Origin of the sequence: Sphingobium sp. EP60837 (genome assembly GCF_001658005.1) — a bacterium.
Taxonomy (GTDB): domain Bacteria; phylum Pseudomonadota; class Alphaproteobacteria; order Sphingomonadales; family Sphingomonadaceae; genus Sphingobium; species Sphingobium tyrosinilyticum.
The window spans coordinates 419,630-439,171 of sequence record NZ_CP015987.1; the positions used below are offsets into that span (position 1 = coordinate 419,630).

General features: G+C 59.9%; 14 protein-coding genes. 10 read left to right on the plus strand and 4 right to left on the minus strand.

What is annotated here, in order from left to right:
- The first annotated feature begins 28 nt into the window (after positions 1-28).
- On the plus strand, positions 29-5,422 hold the full coding sequence (locus EP837_RS14965) for a HAMP domain-containing protein (RefSeq protein ID WP_066530324.1): 5,394 nt from the start codon (positions 29-31) through the stop codon (positions 5,420-5,422).
- Positions 5,419-7,515 carry a response regulator gene (locus EP837_RS14970; RefSeq protein ID WP_066530327.1) on the plus strand — a complete coding sequence of 699 codons (2,097 nt, stop codon included), beginning with the start codon at positions 5,419-5,421 and terminating at the stop codon, positions 7,513-7,515. Before EP837_RS14965 ends, EP837_RS14970 begins: the two co-directional genes overlap by 4 nt.
- 517 nt (positions 7,516-8,032) lie before the next feature.
- Here EP837_RS14970 and EP837_RS14975 read toward each other — a convergent pair.
- Entirely contained in the window at positions 8,033-8,755 is a 723-nt protein-coding gene (locus EP837_RS14975; RefSeq protein ID WP_066530332.1) for a Crp/Fnr family transcriptional regulator, read from the minus strand.
- Between the two features lie 173 nt (positions 8,756-8,928).
- Between EP837_RS14975 and EP837_RS14980 the strand changes: the two genes are divergently transcribed.
- From EP837_RS14980 to EP837_RS21410, 3 genes are all read left to right on the plus strand, one after another.
- On the plus strand, positions 8,929-9,222 hold the full coding sequence (locus EP837_RS14980; protein ID WP_066530334.1) for a hypothetical protein: 294 nt from the start codon (positions 8,929-8,931) through the stop codon (positions 9,220-9,222).
- A 120-nt stretch (positions 9,223-9,342) separates the two neighbouring features.
- Positions 9,343-9,519, plus strand: coding sequence for a hypothetical protein (locus tag EP837_RS21080; RefSeq protein ID WP_156518625.1), 177 nt, complete (start codon positions 9,343-9,345; stop codon positions 9,517-9,519).
- 459 nt (positions 9,520-9,978) lie between these two features.
- Complete coding sequence (locus EP837_RS21410) at positions 9,979-10,152, plus strand: hypothetical protein (RefSeq protein ID WP_197486405.1); 174 nt, start codon at positions 9,979-9,981, stop codon at positions 10,150-10,152.
- A 317-nt stretch (positions 10,153-10,469) separates the two neighbouring features.
- On the opposite strand, the gene EP837_RS14990 is transcribed toward EP837_RS21410, so the two are convergent.
- From EP837_RS14990 to EP837_RS15000, 3 genes are all read right to left on the minus strand, one after another.
- The gene (locus EP837_RS14990; RefSeq protein WP_225870665.1) at positions 10,470-10,802 is read right to left on the minus strand and encodes a hypothetical protein; all 333 of its coding nucleotides are present in this window, start codon (positions 10,800-10,802) and stop codon (positions 10,470-10,472) included.
- Between the two features lie 330 nt (positions 10,803-11,132).
- Positions 11,133-11,483, minus strand: a complete 351-nt coding sequence (locus tag EP837_RS21415) for a hypothetical protein (protein WP_082919805.1) — start codon at positions 11,481-11,483, stop codon at positions 11,133-11,135.
- A gap of 1,163 nt (positions 11,484-12,646) precedes the next feature.
- Complete coding sequence (locus tag EP837_RS15000; RefSeq protein ID WP_066530342.1) at positions 12,647-13,531, minus strand: LysR family transcriptional regulator; 885 nt, start codon at positions 13,529-13,531, stop codon at positions 12,647-12,649.
- A gap of 102 nt (positions 13,532-13,633) precedes the next feature.
- On the opposite strand from EP837_RS15000, the gene EP837_RS15005 reads away from it, so the two are divergent.
- The 5 genes from EP837_RS15005 to EP837_RS15025 all read left to right on the plus strand — a co-directional run bounded on the left by EP837_RS15005 (position 13,634) and on the right by EP837_RS15025 (position 19,539).
- Positions 13,634-15,130, plus strand: a complete 1,497-nt coding sequence (locus tag EP837_RS15005) for a CoA-acylating methylmalonate-semialdehyde dehydrogenase (protein WP_066530343.1) — start codon at positions 13,634-13,636, stop codon at positions 15,128-15,130.
- Between the two features lie 115 nt (positions 15,131-15,245).
- On the plus strand, positions 15,246-16,388 hold the full coding sequence (locus EP837_RS15010; protein ID WP_066530348.1) for an acyl-CoA dehydrogenase family protein: 1,143 nt from the start codon (positions 15,246-15,248) through the stop codon (positions 16,386-16,388).
- 10 nt (positions 16,389-16,398) lie between these two features.
- Positions 16,399-17,481 (plus strand): enoyl-CoA hydratase/isomerase family protein, encoded by a 1,083-nt coding sequence (locus tag EP837_RS15015; protein WP_066531646.1) that lies wholly within the window; start codon positions 16,399-16,401, stop codon positions 17,479-17,481.
- A gap of 22 nt (positions 17,482-17,503) precedes the next feature.
- Positions 17,504-18,388 carry a 3-hydroxyisobutyrate dehydrogenase gene (gene mmsB, locus EP837_RS15020; RefSeq protein ID WP_066530350.1) on the plus strand — a complete coding sequence of 295 codons (885 nt, stop codon included), beginning with the start codon at positions 17,504-17,506 and terminating at the stop codon, positions 18,386-18,388.
- Positions 18,389-18,648: 260 nt separating this feature from the next.
- Positions 18,649-19,539, plus strand: a complete 891-nt coding sequence (locus EP837_RS15025; protein WP_066530352.1) for a LysR family transcriptional regulator — start codon at positions 18,649-18,651, stop codon at positions 19,537-19,539.
- The last annotated feature ends 3 nt before the right edge of the window (positions 19,540-19,542 follow it).

The window sequence follows — 19,542 nt, forward strand, 5'->3', positions numbered from 1 at the left end:
CTGTCCATCGGAAGTTCAGGAGTATGAAGTGAACGAGCAAGTGTCCCACAAAGCTTTGGATCGTCGCGACTTGCTGGCAGCGCTGAGGGGCTTTAGCCGAGGCGACTTCAGCGTTCGGCTGCCTGAGGATCTTGATGGACAGGATGGCGAAATCGCACTTCTGTTCAATCAGGTCGTTGGTCTTGAAGAGCAGATGACGAGCGAATTTGAGCGTCTTTCCCACGTGGTAGGCAAGGACGGCAAGATCACGCAGAGGGGCCATGTCCCGGGTGCGATGGGGGGCTGGGAAGCGAAAATTCGCTCGGTCAACGAGCTTATCGAAGACATGGTCCAGCCCACCGCGGAGGTCGCGCGTGTCATCGGCGCCGTGGCCAAGGGGGACCTGTCACAGTCGATGACAGTCGAAATCGATGGTCGCCCGCTGCGCGGAGAATTTCTCCGCATCGGCAAGGTCGTAAATACGATGGTAGAGCAGCTCGCATCCTTTGCCTCGGAAGTGACCCGCGTGGCGCGTGAGGTGGGGACTGAGGGCAAGCTCGGCGGGCAGGCGACGGTGAAGGGCGTCGCCGGCACCTGGAAAGACCTTACCGACAACGTCAACGCCATGGCGACCAACCTCACGGGGCAGGTGCGCAACATCGCTGAAGTGACGACCGCCGTTGCCTCGGGTGATCTTTCCAAGAAAATCACGGTCGAGGTGAAGGGGGAGATCCTTGAGCTGAAGAACACGATCAACGTCATGGTCGATCAGCTTAACAGCTTCGCCTCGGAAGTGACGCGCGTGGCGCGCGAGGTGGGCACAGAGGGCAAGCTCGGCGGGCAGGCGCAGGTCGAAGGCGTCGGCGGCACGTGGAAGGACTTGACCGATAACGTCAACCTGATGGCCGACAATCTCACTGGCCAGGTGCGCAATATCGCGGAAGTGACGACGGCAGTCGCTTCGGGTGACCTTTCCAAGAAGATTACCGTCGATGTGAAGGGCGAAATCCTGGAGCTCAAGAACACCATCAACGTCATGGTGGACCAGCTCAACAGCTTCGCATCGGAAGTGACCCGCGTCGCCCGCGAGGTGGGTACCGAAGGCAAGCTGGGCGGACAGGCGCAGGTGCCCGGCGTCGCGGGCACCTGGAAGGATTTGACCGATAACGTCAACCTGATGGCTGACAATCTCACCGGCCAGGTGCGCAACATCGCCGAAGTGACGACGGCGGTCGCTTCGGGTGACCTTTCCAAGAAGATCACCGTCGACGTGAAGGGCGAAATCCTGGAGCTGAAGAACACGATCAACACCATGGTGGATCAGCTCAACAGCTTCGCGTCTGAAGTGACCCGCGTGGCTCGTGAGGTGGGTACCGAGGGCAAGCTGGGTGGGCAGGCCCAGGTGCGCGGCGTCGCAGGTACATGGGCGGACCTCACCGATAATGTGAACCTCATGGCTGCGAACCTCACTGGCCAGGTCCGCAACATCGCGGACGTCACGACCGCCGTGGCCAAGGGGGACCTGTCGAAAAAAATCACGGTGGAAGTGAAGGGCGAAATCCTAGAGCTTAAGAACACCATCAACACCATGGTGGACCAGCTAAACGGTTTCGCCTCGGAAGTGACACGCGTGGCACGCGAAGTCGGCTCGGAGGGGAAGCTTGGCGGGCAGGCGAAGGTGGAAGGGGTCGCCGGCACTTGGGCGGATCTGACCGATTCTGTCAATCTCATGGCGGGCAACCTGACCGCGCAGGTCCGAAACATCGCCGAAGTCACAACCGCCGTCGCCAGAGGCGACCTGTCCAAGAAAATCACCGTCGATGTGCGGGGGGAAATTCTTGAGCTGAAGGACACCATCAACGTGATGGTTGATCAGCTCAATTCCTTCGCCTCGGAAGTGACGCGCGTGGCGCGCGAAGTGGGGTCAGAGGGTAAGCTTGGGGGCCAGGCACAGGTGGAAGGCGTCGGCGGCACCTGGAAGGACTTGACCGACAATGTGAACGACCTGGCGGCTAATTTGACCGGGCAGGTCCGTAACATCGCCGAAGTGACGACCGCGGTGGCCTTAGGCGACTTGTCCAAAAAGATCACGGTGGATGTGAAGGGCGAAATCCTGGAGCTGAAGAACACCATCAACACCATGGTGGACCAGCTCAATAGCTTCGCGTCGGAGGTCACCCGCGTGGCGCGCGAGGTGGGCACCGAGGGCAAGTTGGGCGGGCAGGCTCAGGTCCGCGGCGTGGCCGGGACATGGGCGGACCTCACCGACAATGTGAACCTGATGGCCGCGAACCTCACTGGCCAAGTCCGCAACATCGCGGACGTGACCACTGCCGTTGCCCGTGGCGACCTTTCGAAGAAAATCACCGTCGATGTAAAGGGTGAAATCCTGGAGCTGAAGAATACCATCAACGTGATGGTCGATCAGCTGAACGGCTTCGCCTCCGAGGTGACGCGCGTGGCTCGCGAAGTCGGTACCGAAGGCAAGCTCGGCGGACAGGCCCAGGTCCCCGGCGTGGGGGGCACCTGGAAGGACCTGACTGACAATGTCAACCTGATGGCGACCAATCTCACCAATCAGGTGCGTGGTATTGCCGAGGTCGTTACGGCGGTGGCGCAGGGCGACCTCAAGCGCAAGCTCACCGTGGACGCCAAGGGAGAGATTGCCGCGCTAGCCGAAACGATCAACTTCATGATTGAAACGCTTGCCACCTTCGCCGACCAGGTGACTAACATGGCACGCGAAGTGGGTATCGAGGGCAAGCTGGGCGGACAGGCGCGTGTGCCGGGTGCCGCTGGCTTGTGGCGCGACCTGACTGACAACGTAAACCAGCTCGCCGCCAATCTTACCAACCAGGTTCGATCAATTGCGGACGTGGCCACCGCGGTTACAAAGGGCGATCTTACGCGGTCCATCGCCGTTGAAGCTTCGGGCGAGATGGCCGCGCTCAAGGACAATATCAACGAGATGATCCGCAACCTCAAGGACCAGACCTTGAAGAATGCGGAGCAGGACTGGCTCAAGACCAACCTCGCCCGGTTCAGCCGCATGCTGCAGGGCGAGCGGGATCTGACCACCGTTTCCAATCTCATCATGTCGGAACTGGCGCCGCTGGTGAACGCTCAATATGGCGTGTTTTATGTCACTGAGCGCGATGGCGACGAAATGGCGCTCGAGCTTGCTTCCAGCTATGGGGCCGAAAGCCGCGAGGACCTCAAGGCCAAGTTCAGGCTGCGAGAGGGGTTGGTAGGGCAAGCCGCAGCGGACAAGCGGCCCATCCTGCTGCAAAATGTCCCGGGCGACTTCATTCGGATCGGCTCTGGCCTTGGCACCGCAAGCCCCGCCAGTGTCGCCATCCTCCCCGCGTTATTCGAGGATGAGGTGAAGGCTGTAATCGAGCTCGCCTCGTTCAACGAGTTCAGCGAAACCCATCAGAGCTTTCTCGACCAGCTCATGGAATCGGTCGGCATCGTGCTGAACACGATTGCCGCGACAATGCGGACCGAGGGCCTTCTCAAACAGTCCCAGCTCCTCACGCAGGAGCTTCAGGCACGGCAGACTGAACTCACCACCAAGCAGGAAGAATTGCACGCCACCAACGAGGAGCTACAGGAAAAGGCGCAGTTGCTGGAGAATGAAAAGCGGCAAGTGGAAGCCAAGAACCTGGAAATCGAGATGGCCAGGCGCGCACTGGAAGAAAAGGCCGAACAGCTCGCGCTTACGTCTAAATACAAGTCCGAATTCCTTGCCAATATGAGCCATGAGCTACGCACGCCGCTCAACTCGCTCCTGATCCTCTCGAAATTGCTCTCCGACAATCCTCAGGGCAATTTGAACGACAAGCAGGTGGAATTCGCGCGCACCATCAACTCGGCTGGGTCGGACCTGCTCAACCTCATCAACGATATTCTCGATCTCTCCAAGATCGAGTCCGGCACCGTGTCGATCGAGGTCGGCGAGATGCCAATGGAAAGCCTCAGCCTGCATATGGAGCGCACCTTTCGCCAGCTGGCGGCGGACAAGAGGCTCAACTTCAGCGTCGAGTTCGACGCAGGATTGCCGGCGACGATCCGCACCGACGAGAAACGGCTGCAACAGATCGTACTCAACCTCCTGTCCAACGCGTTCAAATTCACCGCGGTCGGCGGCGTGACCCTGTCCGTGCGCACCGCTTTTCAGGGATGGAGCACCAACCATCCCATTTTGCGCGGCGCGGAAAAGGCCATCGAGATCGCGGTCACGGATACGGGCATCGGCATTCCACAGGACAAGCAGAAGCTCATTTTCGAGGCGTTCCAGCAGGCCGACGGCACCACCAGCCGGAAATATGGTGGCACGGGCCTGGGTCTTTCCATCAGCCGCGAGATCGCCCGCTTGTTGGGCGGTGAGCTGCAGGTTCGTTCTACGCCAAATGAAGGATCGACATTCACCTTATTCCTTCCCGAAACGGTCGCATCGCCGACGATCATTCAGGCCGGCACGCCGGCACGCTATGATAATGGCGGCGCGCTCGTACCTTCTGCCCTGCCGGGCGCGTTCGAGGTGAGCGATGATCGCGACACGTTGGACGGTTCTCCCTTCGTGCTGATCGTAGAAGATGATCCGACATTTGCATCCATCCTTCTGGATATAGCGCGAAGCGCGGGCCTGAAGGGCGTGGTATCGACCGCTGGAGCGGGGACGCTGGCGATGGCGCGCAAACTTCAGCCACATGCCATCACCCTTGATCTAGGCCTATCGGATATCGACGGCTTCGTGCTGCTTGACCTATTGAAGCACGATCCCCAGACGGCGCATCTACCCATTCATATCATCTCGGGCGCCGACAAGATCGCGAGGGCGCTGGATCTGGGGGCTGACGGGGTGACCGAAAAGCCGGCAGACAAGGAAAGCCTGTCGACTGTGTTCAGGCGGCTTGCGGAGCTCATTGAGACGAAAGCCACCTCGGCAGAACTGATTGCCCACCGTCTGAACGAGGAAGCCAGTCCGGCGCGGGGTGTGCTGCAGCTGGAGGGCGCAAAGATCCTCATCGTCGATGACGATATTCGCAACATCTATTCTCTGACGAGCGTCCTTGAAAGCTATGGTGTGGAGGTTCTCCACGCGGAAAGCGGCAAGGACGGCATCCTCATTCTGGAGCTGACGCCAAAGATCGACCTTGCGCTCATCGACATCATGATGCCGGATATGGACGGATACGAGACGATGCAGCAGGTGCGGATGCGCCCAGCACTCGCCAGCCTTCCGCTCATCGCCGTCACGGCCAAGGCCATGAAGGGCGACCGGCAAAAATGTCTGGACGCCGGCGCTTCTGATTATATCGCCAAGCCGGTAGACATCGACCTCCTGCTGGCGCTGCTCCGCGTGTGGATTGTGCGATCACGCGAAGCGAGCCTTGAAGCGCCGAACCTCAAGCTCGTCGAGCGGGTCGGCTCCGAATGAAAAGCAGTGATCTTGCTGTCGGCCCGATGGCATCGCCACACCCAACCGCAGTGGAAGGTAGTGAGATTTCGCTGCAAAAGGCTCGCGTGCTCGTGGTCGATGACGATGAGCGCAACCTGCTCGCCATGTCCCATGTGCTGCAGGACGTGGCGGAGGTTGTGCTCGCCAATTCCGGCGAAGAGGCGCTGCGACAGCTGCTCAAGGCCGAGTTCGCGGTCATTCTACTCGACGTCTACATGCCCGGCATCGACGGCTACGAGACGGCCAGGATCATTCGGTCCCGGGAGCAAACCAAACGCGTGCCGATCGTGTTCCTGACAGCCGTGAACAAGGATGACGAACATCTTTTGCGCGGCTATGCGATGGGTGCGGTCGATTATGTCTTCAAGCCAGTCGAACCCATGGTCGTTCGGTCCAAGGTGACCGTGTTTGTTGATCTGTTCAACATGACCAAGGAAGTCCAGCGCAAGGCTCGGCTGGAGCAACAATTGCTTGATGCCAATCTTCGCGCCAATGCCGAGCGGCTGCGGATCGAGCAGGATCTGCGCCGCGCAGAGCAGCGCCAGGCCGCGATCATCCACTCCCTGCCGATCATTCTATATCTAGAAGACCTGGCAGCGCAGGCTCGGGTGCCCAAATTCGTGAGCGGCAATTTCGCGGCGCTCACGGGTTTTGAACTGAGCGAACTGCAGGCCTCACCTGGCCTGTGGTCCGAGCGTCTGCATCCTGATGACCGGGATCGTGTGTTGGCCGCGCTGGCTGACCGTCCAAGTCGCCCAATATTCTCCACCGAATATCGCTGGCGATGCGCCGACGGAAGTTATCGTCACTTTCTGGACCAGGCGGTGTTGCTACCCGATCCATCCGGCAATCCCGTGGAATATGCTGGCACCCTGCTCGACATTACGGAGCGCAAGGAGCTGGAAAGCCAACTGACGCAAGCGCGCAAGATGGACGCCATCGGACAACTCACCGGCGGGATTGCGCATGACTTCAATAATCTGTTAGCCGCCGTCTTAGGCGGACTCGGCTTGATAGAACGGCGCTTGCCCTTAACAGAAGAGCATCTCAAGATCGTAGGGATGACGCGGCATGCCGCCGAACAAGGGGCTGAATTGGTAAAGCGCCTTTTGGCTTTTGCCCGACGTCAAAAGCTCGAACCGGAAGTCATCAACGTGGCCTCGCTCGCCGGCTCGGTCGCCGATCTTCTGGAGCATTCACTCGGCGGCCTGGTTGAACTTAAATGGGATGTGCGCAGTGACATCGGCCGCGTCTACGCTGACCCGACACAGCTTGAGTTGGCGCTGATGAATCTCATCATTAACGCTCGCGACGCAATGCCCGAGGGTGGTGTTGTCACAATCTCGGCAATGAACGCGCAAATTGACGAGGCACATGCATCAAAGGACTTGGTGGCGGGCGATTACATCGTCTTAACTGTCGAGGACCAAGGGACAGGCATCTCGCCCGAGATACTCGACCAGGTTCTTGAACCGTTCTTTACCACAAAGGCTGTCGGAAAAGGAACGGGCCTGGGCCTCAGCATGGTCTATGGTTTCGCAAGGCAGTCAGGGGGATCCGTTCGAGTAGAAAGTGAGGTCGGCGTCGGGACAAGCGTTTCTATTTGGCTGCCGCAGCCTTCCGCGTTAAGCCTTCGGCGCCATCTTCTTGATGATCCTTCCAAAGGTTTGACCTCTCCAGTCGGGCTCCGGTTCAACATCCTACTTGTGGACGACAATATAGCAGTTCGTGCGACAACCGCAGCGCTGCTACAAGACCTTGGTCACACAGTGAAGGAAGCCGGTGACGCTGAAGAGGCGCTGGATCTTTTCAGGATTGACCCTATGGCGATAGATATTGTGGTGAGTGATTACGCGATGCCCAGAACTTCCGGGACTGATTTGGTGAGACATATTCGGGCGTTACGACCCGGGACGCCTGCATTGATAGTTACTGGCTACGCAGAGCAGGCGATATCATCTGAAGTTACGATACTTACGAAGCCGTTCGAAGCAGACCATCTGACCGAATTTCTAAACAAGGTGTGGGAGGACAGCTTAGTCTTGGAACAGCCCCATGGCGACACCGAATAATCGATCCAGCGCGGGCGAGCACCTCTGCCGCCTCTGCCGACGCTTTTCGAATGTTTAATTGAAAAATGGGCCTCGTCGGGCGCGGGCCTTCCCTTCCGTGTAACTATCGGAAGAGCTTGGCTCGGGCGCCGATGTTGGACCTGGGTAATGCGAGCTTGCGCAATTTTTTTCCCGGCTTGCCTTGTGCTAATGTGAGCAGCGTGACCGGTGCCGCTGGGGAAGGCGTAATCTTCCAGGGATCAGCTGCACAGTCCTAGGCCGTTGAGGAGGCTTACGCGAACATCTTCCATCAGCTCAGACTAAACCCGTCTACCGGGCCCTTTCTGGATCACAGTGGCCTAGTTTGAATTTTTCGATCAGAAACGATGTCTCTGATCCTGATTTTCACCAGTTCGCAGCCGCGCCGCTCCGGAAACGCCACAATAGTCGGGCTGACGGTTCACCAGAGCATGTGCAACATAGATTTTATTCTGGATGCTCGCAGCACAATTTGGACAGTGAGGTCGCGGCCCTTTATTTACGCTGCGCGTCTTAATCGTCGATGAAGGTAGTTTTCGTCAAATCCGGCAATTTGGACCAGCTTGCCTGGATCAGCCACCAGAAGACTTCCTCGTTTTAGAATCATCGCCCCGCTCACGCGCAACTCCTTTAGAACCCTGTTCAGATGCACCGGGGTCATGCCAAGCGAGTCCGCGAGCAGAAGCTGCGACAAGGGCAAGGCAAGTTCCGGTTCATCCGTCAAACCGATGTTTCGGGCTCTGAGATACAACTCGCACATGAGGTGCGCGACACGCTCGATACTTGTTCGCCGCCCCATGCTCGTGATCCAGGCCCGCATGGTGCCTTCATCGACCAGTTGTGCGACGTACATCGCTTTCGCAATACCGGGGCGACGATCCATGAGCTCATCCATCTCCATCCGGTCAATCGTTGCCACGAGCGCAGGCGTGATGGTTTGAATGCTGTGATCCATTTCGGCCAGCAGGCCAATGTGCAGGTCGCATGCGTCGCCCGGCATGAGGAATGCCAAAACCTGACGAGTCCCATTGGGCAAGATCTTGTAGCGGCACGCCCATCCCTCTAGGACGACGAACACGGGCCCTGGCCGATCGCCTTCGCGAATAAGATCGCGCCGACCCGCGACGTTCCTCGGCTTGGAAGTCGCAGCTGTAAGGGCGGCGACGTCCTCGTCGCTTAAAGGGCCGAAGCCGTGCAGCTTGTCGATGAAGCGGTTTTCCACGCAACCTCATCCCACAGGATACCCCACATTAATATTGTTCAAAGTTATTGTCGAATGTTGATGTAAGTGCTGGTTTGCCCGCGCTAGAGCGTTATACCAGTCCCATCGTCGAACCGTCTACAGGCACCGGCGGCTGAGAGACGGGCACTCTCGCCTGAACCGGGAAAGCTGACATGGCCGATCTACGCTCCAACGATAATGACAGCAAGCGAGCTGGATCAGAGCCAACCCGAGAGCCCGATGCCTATGGCCAAGCCGCGATGCTGTTAGTGGAAAGTTTGATTCATGCCCTCATCGCGCGATCGGTCATCAGCGTGGCCGATGCTGTCGAGATCGTTGCCGTTGCAGCGGAAGTGAAGCAGGAGATCGGGCTGGAACTCGGCGATGGACCCGCGACCCTGCAAAGATCGGTGACACTGCTTAGGGCAATCAGTGCGAGCCTCAAGCCAGATATCAAGCGCGAATAGGCACGTTTGAACAAGACTCCCGCGTAAAGACAAAAAATACGCCCATCCTCGAACAATGATCCATGTTGCAGATGAGCTTCACACTCTTGGCTAGTATCTGACAAGTTGGGAGTAAGCCACATGCGCGATTACGATTCGGTGGAATATTACCAATCTCGGGAAGAGAAAGAGCGGGCGCTTGCCGCGGCGGCATTGGACCCGAAAATCGCGGCGATCCACCTAGACATGGCCGAACGCTATGCTGCCATCATAATGCGGTCGGCGCTGCCCCGTGCAGCAAACCATGGAGAACCATGACACGCGCGCTTTTCTGGCATGGAATTGCGACGTCGGCATAGCACCGGTCGCTTGTACGGAGATCACGCATCCTCGCCACCTGATGATCAAAGTCACGGCCTTTGCAAATGTAGATCGGGTCTGCATCTGCTCGGCGGCTATCAACCGACGATGGAAGCAGGCGACACGGCACAACCGCGCTGACCCAAATGTGGGAGAAGAAGGGCGGCTACACGGGCACGCAATGAGCACGCGCTGGCGATGCATGGACGAAGCAGAGTCTCGGCGCCGATCGGATCAGGCCCACCTACTGTGCGATCGCGACTGCTGACGATGCGGGCCAATCAGGTGACGTTCGCTGATCCTGCCGCCTTCTATCGCCTCAGCGAATTTAATCCGGACCATCACTTCATCAATGATGCTGTGATGGAACACTGATCGCCTTTTGTCGTTCAATCCCATATCAAAACGGAGATGGATATGGCCGGCCAGCCCTATTCTGACGTCGGAAAAGCTGTCGCGGAGGAGGGACAGGTCCTGCTGGACGGGCCGGACGGCATTGCGATCGCCCTGACCCCGGAAGCTGCCGAAATGACGGGTTGGGAATTAATCCGTGCCGCGGCGGAGGCTCGCCTGCAGCTAAGGGAGAGCTAATCCGCATCAAGGCCGAAGCGACGATAATGCGTCCGCCGCCAGGCCGTCTCTCGATGCTGCCGCAATGCTGTGGTCCAGGCGCTTACCTCGGGCGGGCGGTGAAGTCGAAGTATGCTTCATGCTTGCTCCTCCGGGCCGCAAATGTCGGCAAGGGCTATTGCCTTCCACTATTATCCGTCAAACCGACGATTGCTACCTTCGACCTGGCAGTGGCCGGCGTCCATCAGGGTGAGATCGAAATCAAGGCACAGCAGAACGTGCTGGTCGTGACTGACCGCAAAAGTGACAGCGAGGAACGCCATTGCAGACCGGTAGGGTCATTCCGCAGCCCCGGAGGTGAACGTGCCGATGGCGTTCGATCGTGTGCCCACGTCCTTGCTCTGCGTTGGCACGCCGAGTTCCTGGGCAAAGAAAGCGCAGGTTATCGCTAATCCTTCCTTGAGCGAGACGCGAGGTTCCCAGCCCAACATGCTTCGTGCCCGTTTGATGCCTGGCCGCCGGCGTCGCGGATCGTCGACCGGAAGCGGCGTGAACTTCACGTCCGAAATCGTGCCCGTCTCGGCCACGACATGGTCGAGCAGATCGAGGATGCGATGTTCTTCCGGGTTGCCCAGATTGACCGGGACCAAAACCGGCATCGGCGCTTCCATCAAGCGGACCAATCCGTCCACCATGTTCTGGAAGAAACCCGAGCCCCAATCCCCGTCGACCAGATGCCACCAATCCTGCGCCTGCGCTTGCCCATCGCGGCGAGTTATCCGCGCGGTGTACCAATTGGCGGGCAGGGCAGGATTCTTGACCCTGTCTCCTTCAGCGCGCTTATTCCACTAGGAAGTTGGCTGTTGACGTAATTTCACACAGTTTGATGTGCTCGCACGCGGGTACTTTGTGCTGCAGCGCCTCAACGATGCGCCGGATGATTCGAGGTGTGAGGAAGAAGTTCTCGCTGCAGAGGCAAGGCAAACCAACCCATAGGTGAATCACCGCTCAATCGCAGCGGCTTTCCGGTCGAGAGCCTTGGCTTTGCGATCTGCCTCATCACGTAACTTTGCTGCCTCCGCCTCCAGCCTCTCGGCCTCAACGTCGGCCTGCCGCTGATAGTTTTGGCCCTCAGCCTCCAAAGCCTCTGCAGAGGCCTCTCTCGATTTCCTCGCTGCGGCATTGGCACGATCCTGTGCCTCGCCGGCTTTTTCAGCGGGGCCTGACCCCCCATAGGGCAGGCCTGCTGCGTTGGCCGCAGCCCGATCCTGCTCTTCTCCCGCTTGCTCGGCGGGGCCGTCACATGCCGCCAACCAAAACAATGCCGTGAGCATGAGAGACGATGTCTTCATCATTTAAGAGCCTTGAAACCACATCGGATGAACGTTTCGAGCTGCGAGAAGGTTGCGCTCTGCTTTCCCCAGCTAGCTGCAGTCGTTGACCGGCACCGATGTTGGCGCGGCGAGGCCGATACAGATTGGCGGCCTTCCGGGTTCAGGCAACAAACAGGCAAGGCCTTAGAGTACTGAGAACTGTATATTGCACATGATCGGTTAAATATAAGCGACGCAGCTGCTCCCTCATGATACAAGGGAAATCGAAGGCCTGCAGGCGGTCATGGCGGACTGCGCGTTGATCTACGAGAACGCACCAGCAAATAGTCGATCCTCGGCCATGATCTGACAGCCTGCCGAAACGCCCAGCCCAGCCCAAGGAATTCCCGATGGCCAAAAGTCAGAAAAGATCGAACCGTGAGGTTCGCAAACCAAAAGCAGAAAAGTCTAAAAAGAATGCGTCCAACCCGACGCAAAAACCTGGCGCAGTGAGTATCGTTACCCTGAAAAGCTGATCGCGACACGGCTGGCCGGGGGTGCATCGTCTAGTGGGATGAAGCCGCGGCCGGTTCTTCGATCTGTGCCGATCAAGCCACACGAGAGCACTTCTGCACCGTCCGCCCCCCAACATGTCGCCTTCTGCCTGCATGCGATTAAGTCCCCGCGCACGGTGTCGGGATTCCCACTATGCGGGAAGCGGCTGCGCCGGATCGATCGGATGGTTTTCAATGCAAGTGCCTCTATCAAGACGAAGCGTCATCACTGTCCGGTGAAAAGCCATGTGAGCAATGCCGTCCAGCATCTCCTCTTCCATTTTCACTTCTTAGGAGCCTGAAGGCAGGTTGGTCGAATTCCGGCAGTTGGAACGGCGCTACGAATACTACCGTTTCACGCCGCCCGGCTTTCCGGATCGTCCGCATTGCCATCGGTGGTGGAGCTGGCGGCCGCGAGCATCCGCCAGAGCATCGCGGTGCAGGCCGGTGATTTCCCCATCGATTATTAGCCGTGTTCACGGGCGGAGAGGTGACTATGACGATCGGTGACGTAAACGGCGCTGCGCGCACCGTGACGCAGAGTTTCTACACCAGTCCGCGCCTGCTGCGGGAGGGGCTGGACGCCTTCTCACTGGAGGCGGATTTTTGCGCAAGGATTTCGGCACGTCGGAAGACCAAGGCGCACCGTCACGACACCGCTAGGACGGTTGCTGCCTGCTTATGTATGAGACCGGATACCGCCTGGATGCGTGCGAGCTTGGTCATATCACGATGGCTCACCAGCCAGAAGCTGCGCGTGATTTCGACATCATCGCCCAGCAACCTGACCAAGCCCGGATGATTTGCAGCCATGAAATCCGGGAGCACGCCTATGCCAGCGCCATCAAGGACCAGACGGCGCTGAATTCCGATGCTGCTAGATCGCAATATGGCCTCCGCACCTGCCTGAACTTCGTCCAAATAGTCGAGTTCCGGTGCGAAAATGAATTCCGGCACATAACCGACCAGCACATGATCCTGAAGATCCCGACGATCTGCCAGAGCACCCTTGCGCCCCAGATATTCCGGCGAGGCATAGAGATGCAGCCGATAGTCGGCGAGCCGTTGCACGGAGAGATTTCCGCGCTGCGGCCGGGCGAGCATGACGGCCATGTCTGCTTCCCGCTTCGATGGATTGAGAAAGCCCGAAGCCGTCACGACATCCAAGTGAATGCCTGGATGCTGCGCATGGAAGGACGGCAGGCCGGGCGCAAGTATCCATGTCCCAAATCCTTCCGCTACCGAAATTCGTACATGGCCGTTCAGGCTTTGCCGTTCACCCTTGACCTCCGCAACGGCGGCAAGAGCGGCGCCTTCGATGCTTTCAGCATGCCGGAACAATGCTATGCCTCGATGAGTAAGAACGCGGTCCGGCCCGGCCTGCTCGAACAATTCCGCGTCGAGGGTTTGAGCGAGCCGGGAAAGACGCCGGGAAATGGTTGTCGCATCCATCCCGAGCGCACGCGCTGCGGGCGCCATCCGCTTCATGCGCGCGACAGTCAGGAACAGGCGCAGATCATCCCAGTCGAACATCGGCTTCCTCTGCAAAAATGCAGATCATACATGCAAAAATGAGCTATTGAATGCATAATCACGATCAGCCATGCAACCGTGCAACCAAGCGAGAGGTGCCCCATGCGCGAAATCACTCACAAGCTGGCCTTTGCCCATGACGGCACGGCCAATCGCTATAGCGACGTCTTCGATCCCAATAATGGCGCCGTTCAGGCCCGCGTCGCCCTGGGCGATGCCGCGCTGCTGGACCGCGCGGTGGAGGCCGCGAAGAAAGCACAGCCCGCCTGGGCTGCGGTCAACCCGCAGCGGCGCGCGCGCGTCATGTTCAACTTCAAGGCCCTGGTCGAGCAGAATATCGACGAGCTGGCGCATCTGCTCAGCTCGGAACATGGCAAGGTGGTCGCCGATGCCAAGGGTGACATCCAACGCGGCCTGGAAGTCATCGAATTCTGCTGCGGCATCCCGCATGTGCTAAAGGGTGAGTACACCCAGGGCGCCGGTCCCGGGATCGATGTCTATTCGATGCGCCAGCCCTTGGGTATCGGCGTGGGCATCACCCCCTTCAACTTCCCTGCGATGATCCCACTGTGGATGTCGGGGGTCGCCATCGCCACCGGCAATGCCTTCATCCTGAAGCCCTCTGAACGTGACCCGTCCGTTCCGGTCCGCATTGCCGAGCTGTTCCTGGAAGCCGGTCTGCCCGAAGGCATTATGCAGGTCATACAGGGTGACAAGGAAATGGTCGATGCCATCCTCGACCATCCGGATATCGCGGCGGTCAGCTTCGTCGGTTCCTCCGACATCGCCCATTATGTCTATAAGCGGGGCGTGGACGCGGGCAAGCGCGTGCAGGCCATGGGTGGCGCCAAAAATCACGGCATCGTCATGCCGGACGCTGATCTCGACCAGGTCGTCAATGATCTTGCAGGCGCTGCCTTTGGCTCGGCCGGCGAACGCTGCATGGCCCTGCCCGTCGTCGTGCCGATCGGGGATAGGACCGCCCTTGCCCTGCGCGAAAAGCTGATCCCGGCGATCGAAGCACTGCGCGTAGGCGTCTCCACCGACCCCGACGCCCATTATGGCCCGGTCGTCACCGCCGCACATAAGGCGAAGATCGAAAGCTATATCCAGATGGGCGTCGATGAAGGCGCGGAGCTGGTGGTCGATGGGCGCGGCTTCAAGCTGCAGGGGCATGAGGAAGGCTTCTTCGTCGGCCCTACGCTGTTCGACCATGTGAAGCCCACCATGCGCACCTACAAGGAAGAGATTTTCGGTCCGGTCCTGCAGATGGTCCGTGCAGAGAATTTCGAAGAGGCGCTCGCCCTCCCCAGCCAGCATCAATATGGCAATGGCGTTGCGATCTTCACGCGCAACGGCCACGCCGCGCGCGAATTCGCCGCCCGCGTGAATGTCGGCATGGTCGGCATCAACGTCCCGATCCCGGTGCCGGTCGCCTATCACACCTTCGGCGGCTGGAAGCGTTCGGCCTTTGGCGACACCAACCAGCACGGCATGGAAGGCGTCAAATTCTGGACGAAGGTAAAGACCGTGACGCAGCGCTGGCCCGATGGCGGTGCGTCTGACGATAGTGCCTTCATCATTCCGACAATGGGGTGATATTTGTGCGGGGAGCGTCCACGCTCCCCGCACATGCCGGTTGGCCGCACAGGTTCCAGCGGTCCAATAAGGCAGGCCGTGGCGTAAAGCGCCCCCACAACAGGGCTGAGAGACGATGACCCAGTTCGATCTTACCGACGACCAGCGCGAAATTCAGGATCTGGCGCGGCGTTTCACCGCCGAGGCGATCACCCCCCATGCCGCGGAATGGGACGAAAAGCATATTTTCCCGCGCGACACGATCCGCGCCGCGGCGGAACTGGGCTTTGGCGCCATCTATGTTTCCGAATCGTCCGGCGGCATCGGCCTCGGGCGGCTGGAGTCGGCGCTGATCATGGAGGCGATGGCCTATGGCTGCCCCTCCACCAGCGCCTTCATCTCCATCCACAATATGGCCGCCTGGATGATCGACCGCTTTGGCGGCCAGGGGGTCAAGGACAAATATCTGCCCTCCATGGTGACGATGGACCGGATGGGCAGCTATTGCCTTACCGAAGCGGGCGCAGGGTCAGACGCCGCCGCGCTCAAGACCAGGGCGGTGAAGGATGGCGATCATTATGTCGTCACCGGCTCCAAGCAGTTCATCTCAGGGGGCGGCGAGAATGAAGTCTATGTCGTCATGGTCCGCACCGGCGAGGATGGGCCGAAGGGCATCAGCTGCCTCGTCATCGAAAAGGACATGTCCGGCGTCAGCTTCGGCGCGCAGGAACGCAAGCTCGGTTGGCATTCCCAACCGACCGCCCAGGTCAATTTCGACGGCGTACGCGTGCCGGTGGAAAATCTCGTCGGGGCAGAAGGCGAAGGTTTCCGCATCGCGATGATGGGCCTCGACGGCGGCCGTCTCAATATCGGCGCCTGTTCGCTCGGCGGCGCGCAGCGCTGCATCGACGAAGCGGTCGCCTATACCAAGGACCGGCAGCAGTTCGGCCAGAGCATCGCCGATTTCCAGAACACGCAATTCACCTTGGCCGACATGGAAACGGAGCTTCAGGCCGCCCGCGCGCTGCTCTACATGGCCGCCGTCAAGGTCACGGAAAACGCGCCGGACAAGACCCGCTTCGCCGCCATGGCCAAGCGCATCGCTACGGACACCGGCTCTTCTGTCGCCGACCGTGCGCTGCAGTTGCACGGCGGCTATGGCTACCTGATGGATTATCCGATCGAACGCCTCTGGCGCGACCTGCGCGTCCATTCCATTCTGGAAGGCACCAATCAGGTCATGCGCATGATCGTTGCCCGCGACATGCTGCGGCAATAGGGGAGAGATGATGACGGACCAGCTTCTGATTTCGATCGACAATGGCGTCGGCCGCATCCGGTTGAATCGGCCAAAGGCAATTCACGCGCTCACAACCGAGATGTGCGCCGCGATGATCGATACGCTGCTGGCCTGGCGTCAGGACGACAGCGTCGTCGCGGTGATGCTCGACCACGCACCCTCGCCGGATGGCGATCCCAAATTGTCGCGCGGCTTCTGCGCAGGCGGCGACATCGCCATGCTCGCGGGCAGCGCGAAGGGCGACTGCGCACAGGCCGAGCAATTTTTCCATACGGAATATCGCCTCAATCATCTGCTGTTCGTCTATGAAAAGCCGGTCATCGCCTTCATCGACGGCATCGTTATGGGCGGCGGCGTCGGCATCTCCGATCCCGCCCGTTTCCGCATCGCGACCGAACGAACGACTTACGCCATGCCCGAAACCGGCATCGGCCTGTTCCCGGACGTGGGCGGCGGCTGGTTCCTCCCCCGCATGCCCGGCCGCGCGGGCGCATGGCTCGCGACCACAGGCGCGCGGATCAAGGGCGCGGACTGCCTCGCGATAGGCATCGCCACCCATTATATGGCGTCGGACAAGCTCGACGCCGTCAAGGCGCGGATCATCGCCGACCCGGACGGCCTTGGCGAAATCCTCGACGAAATGAGCGACACGCCGCCACCTTCCCAATGGGAAGCGCGGCGCGAAGATATCGATCGCCTCTTCGCTTCGGACCGTTATCAGGATATTCTCGCCGCGCTTCAGGCAGACGGATCGGAATGGGCGCGAGCGCAACTCGCAACCCTCGCCACCAAATCGCCTCAAACGATAAAGGTCGCACTGCGGCAAATGGCGGAGGGTGCGGCTTTCACCGACTTTGCCGACAATATGCGCAACGAATATCGCATCGGCTGCCATGTCATCCGCCGTCCCGACTTCATCGAAGGCGTGCGCGCGGTGATCTTTGACAAGGATAATGCGCCGCGATGGAACCCGGCCACGCCCGAAGAGGTGACGGACGAGCTAATCGACAGCCTGTTCGCCCCGCTGCCGCCGGAAAAGGAATGGACGCCGCTTCCCCAATTGCGCGGCTGAGAAGAACAAAGGAGAGCCTGACATGAGCCAGACCATCGCCTTCATCGGCCTCGGCAATATGGGCGGCGGCATGGCCGCCAACCTGCTGAAGAACGGCTTTGCCGTCCGCGCCTTCGACCTGTCAGAGGACGCATTAGCGAAGGCGGAAGCGGCAGGCGCCGTCCATTGCGCCAGCGCCGCCAATGCCGTTGAGCAGGCAGACGCTGTGGTCTCCATGCTCCCCGCGGGCAAGCATGTCGAAGCCGTCTATTCCAGCGAGGTCTTTGGCGCGGCAAAGCCCGGCGCTCTTTTCGTTGACTGCTCCACCATCGACGTCGCCACCGCGCGCCGCGTCGAGGAAGCAGCTCAGGCTAAGGGGTTCGAAATGGTCGATGCCCCCGTCTCGGGCGGCATCGCCGCTGCCGCCGGCGGCACGCTGACCTTCATGGTGGGCGGCAGCGAGGCCGCCTACGGCAGGGCAAAGCCCATCCTGTCCGCCATGGGCAAGGCTGTGATCCACGCAGGCGGCGCAGGCAATGGGCAGGCAGCCAAGATCTGCAACAACATGTTGCTCGGCGCGACGATGGTCGCCACCTGCGAAAGCTTCGCCATGGCCAAAAAGCTCGGCCTCGACCCACAAACCTTTTACGACATCTCCAGCGTGTCCTCGGGCCAGAGCTGGTCGATGACCAGCTATTGCCCGGTCCCCGGCGTCGGCCCGCAAAGCCCGTCCGACAATGGCTATCAGGGCGGCTTCGCGGTGGGCCTGATGCTCAAGGACCTGAAGCTCGCCACTGAAGCCGCCGCTTCGGTGGGCGCCTCAGTGCCGATGGGCAGCACCGCTGAAGCCCTCTACCAACTGCTTGCCAACCAGGGGGAGTCGGGCCGCGACTTCTCCTTGATGATCGAGATGCTGGAGGGGAAATAACATCCTTCTCTCCCCTTAAGGGGTCGATGAGAGGCAGGGGAGAGAGGAGCGACAGCAGGTCACTCACTCCCCCTCTCGCGGCACCATTACGCTCGCCACCCTCTCCCTCAGGAGAGAGGGAATTTGCGTCCATCCCACAAGCACCTCATCCTGAACTTGTTTCACGATCCATTTCGCCCCACACATCGAAGCTCAATCAAAGCAAAGATGCCGAACCAATTTCAGCATGACGAAGGGGGCAGGCATAACAGCCGCGATAAATGATCGACCCCAGAGCCCTCCGCACCTTCCTTGCCGTCTGCCGCGCTAATTCGATCAGCGGCGGCGCGCGGCTACTCAACATTTCTCAGCCCTCCGTTTCCATCGCCATTGCGCAGCTCGAACAATCGATCGGCGCAACCCTGCTCGAACGCTCACGCGCGGGCATCCTGCTCACCGCCGAAGGACGCATGCTGCTCCGCCGCGCTCAGGCGATGGAGGGGCTGTTGAAAGACGCCGAGGAAGAGCTGCAACTGTCCCGTCAGGGCATCGCCGGCCCTTTGCGCATCGGAGGCACACCCGGCGCGCTGGTCAGCCTTCTCCCCGGCGCGGTCCGCTTCCTGGAAGATGACATCGGCAGCTTCGCGCTCCACGTCATCGAACGGCCCGATCCCGACCTCGCAACCCTGCTGCGTCAGGGCGACATAGAATTGGCCTTCGTCACCACCGGCATAGACACGCCGCCCGACGACCTAGACGAAATCACTTTTTCGCAGGACCCCTTCGCCCTCATAGTCGGCCGCGCCAACGAACATCTGCCAAGCGAAGTCTCGCTCAAGGATGTAGCGGACCTCCGCTGGGTCCTCCCCGAAGCACGCGGCGCATTCCGCCGCCAGATCGACGCGCTGTTCCTGGGCGCGAGCGCTGCCGTGCCGCGTGACAGCATCCGCTGTGACTCTCTTCTCACCACCAAGGCGATCGTGCGGGCCAGCAGCCGCGTGACTATCCTCCCGATGCAGGTCGCAGCCGCCGAATTATCCATCGGCGTCCTGCGCGCCATCGCGATTCAGGAAGCCATATTTCCCCGCAGCATCGGCATCCGCAAGCTGAAGGGCGCCCGGCTATCCGCTCTGGCTCAACACCTGCTTGACCAACTCATCCATAGCCGGTGACTA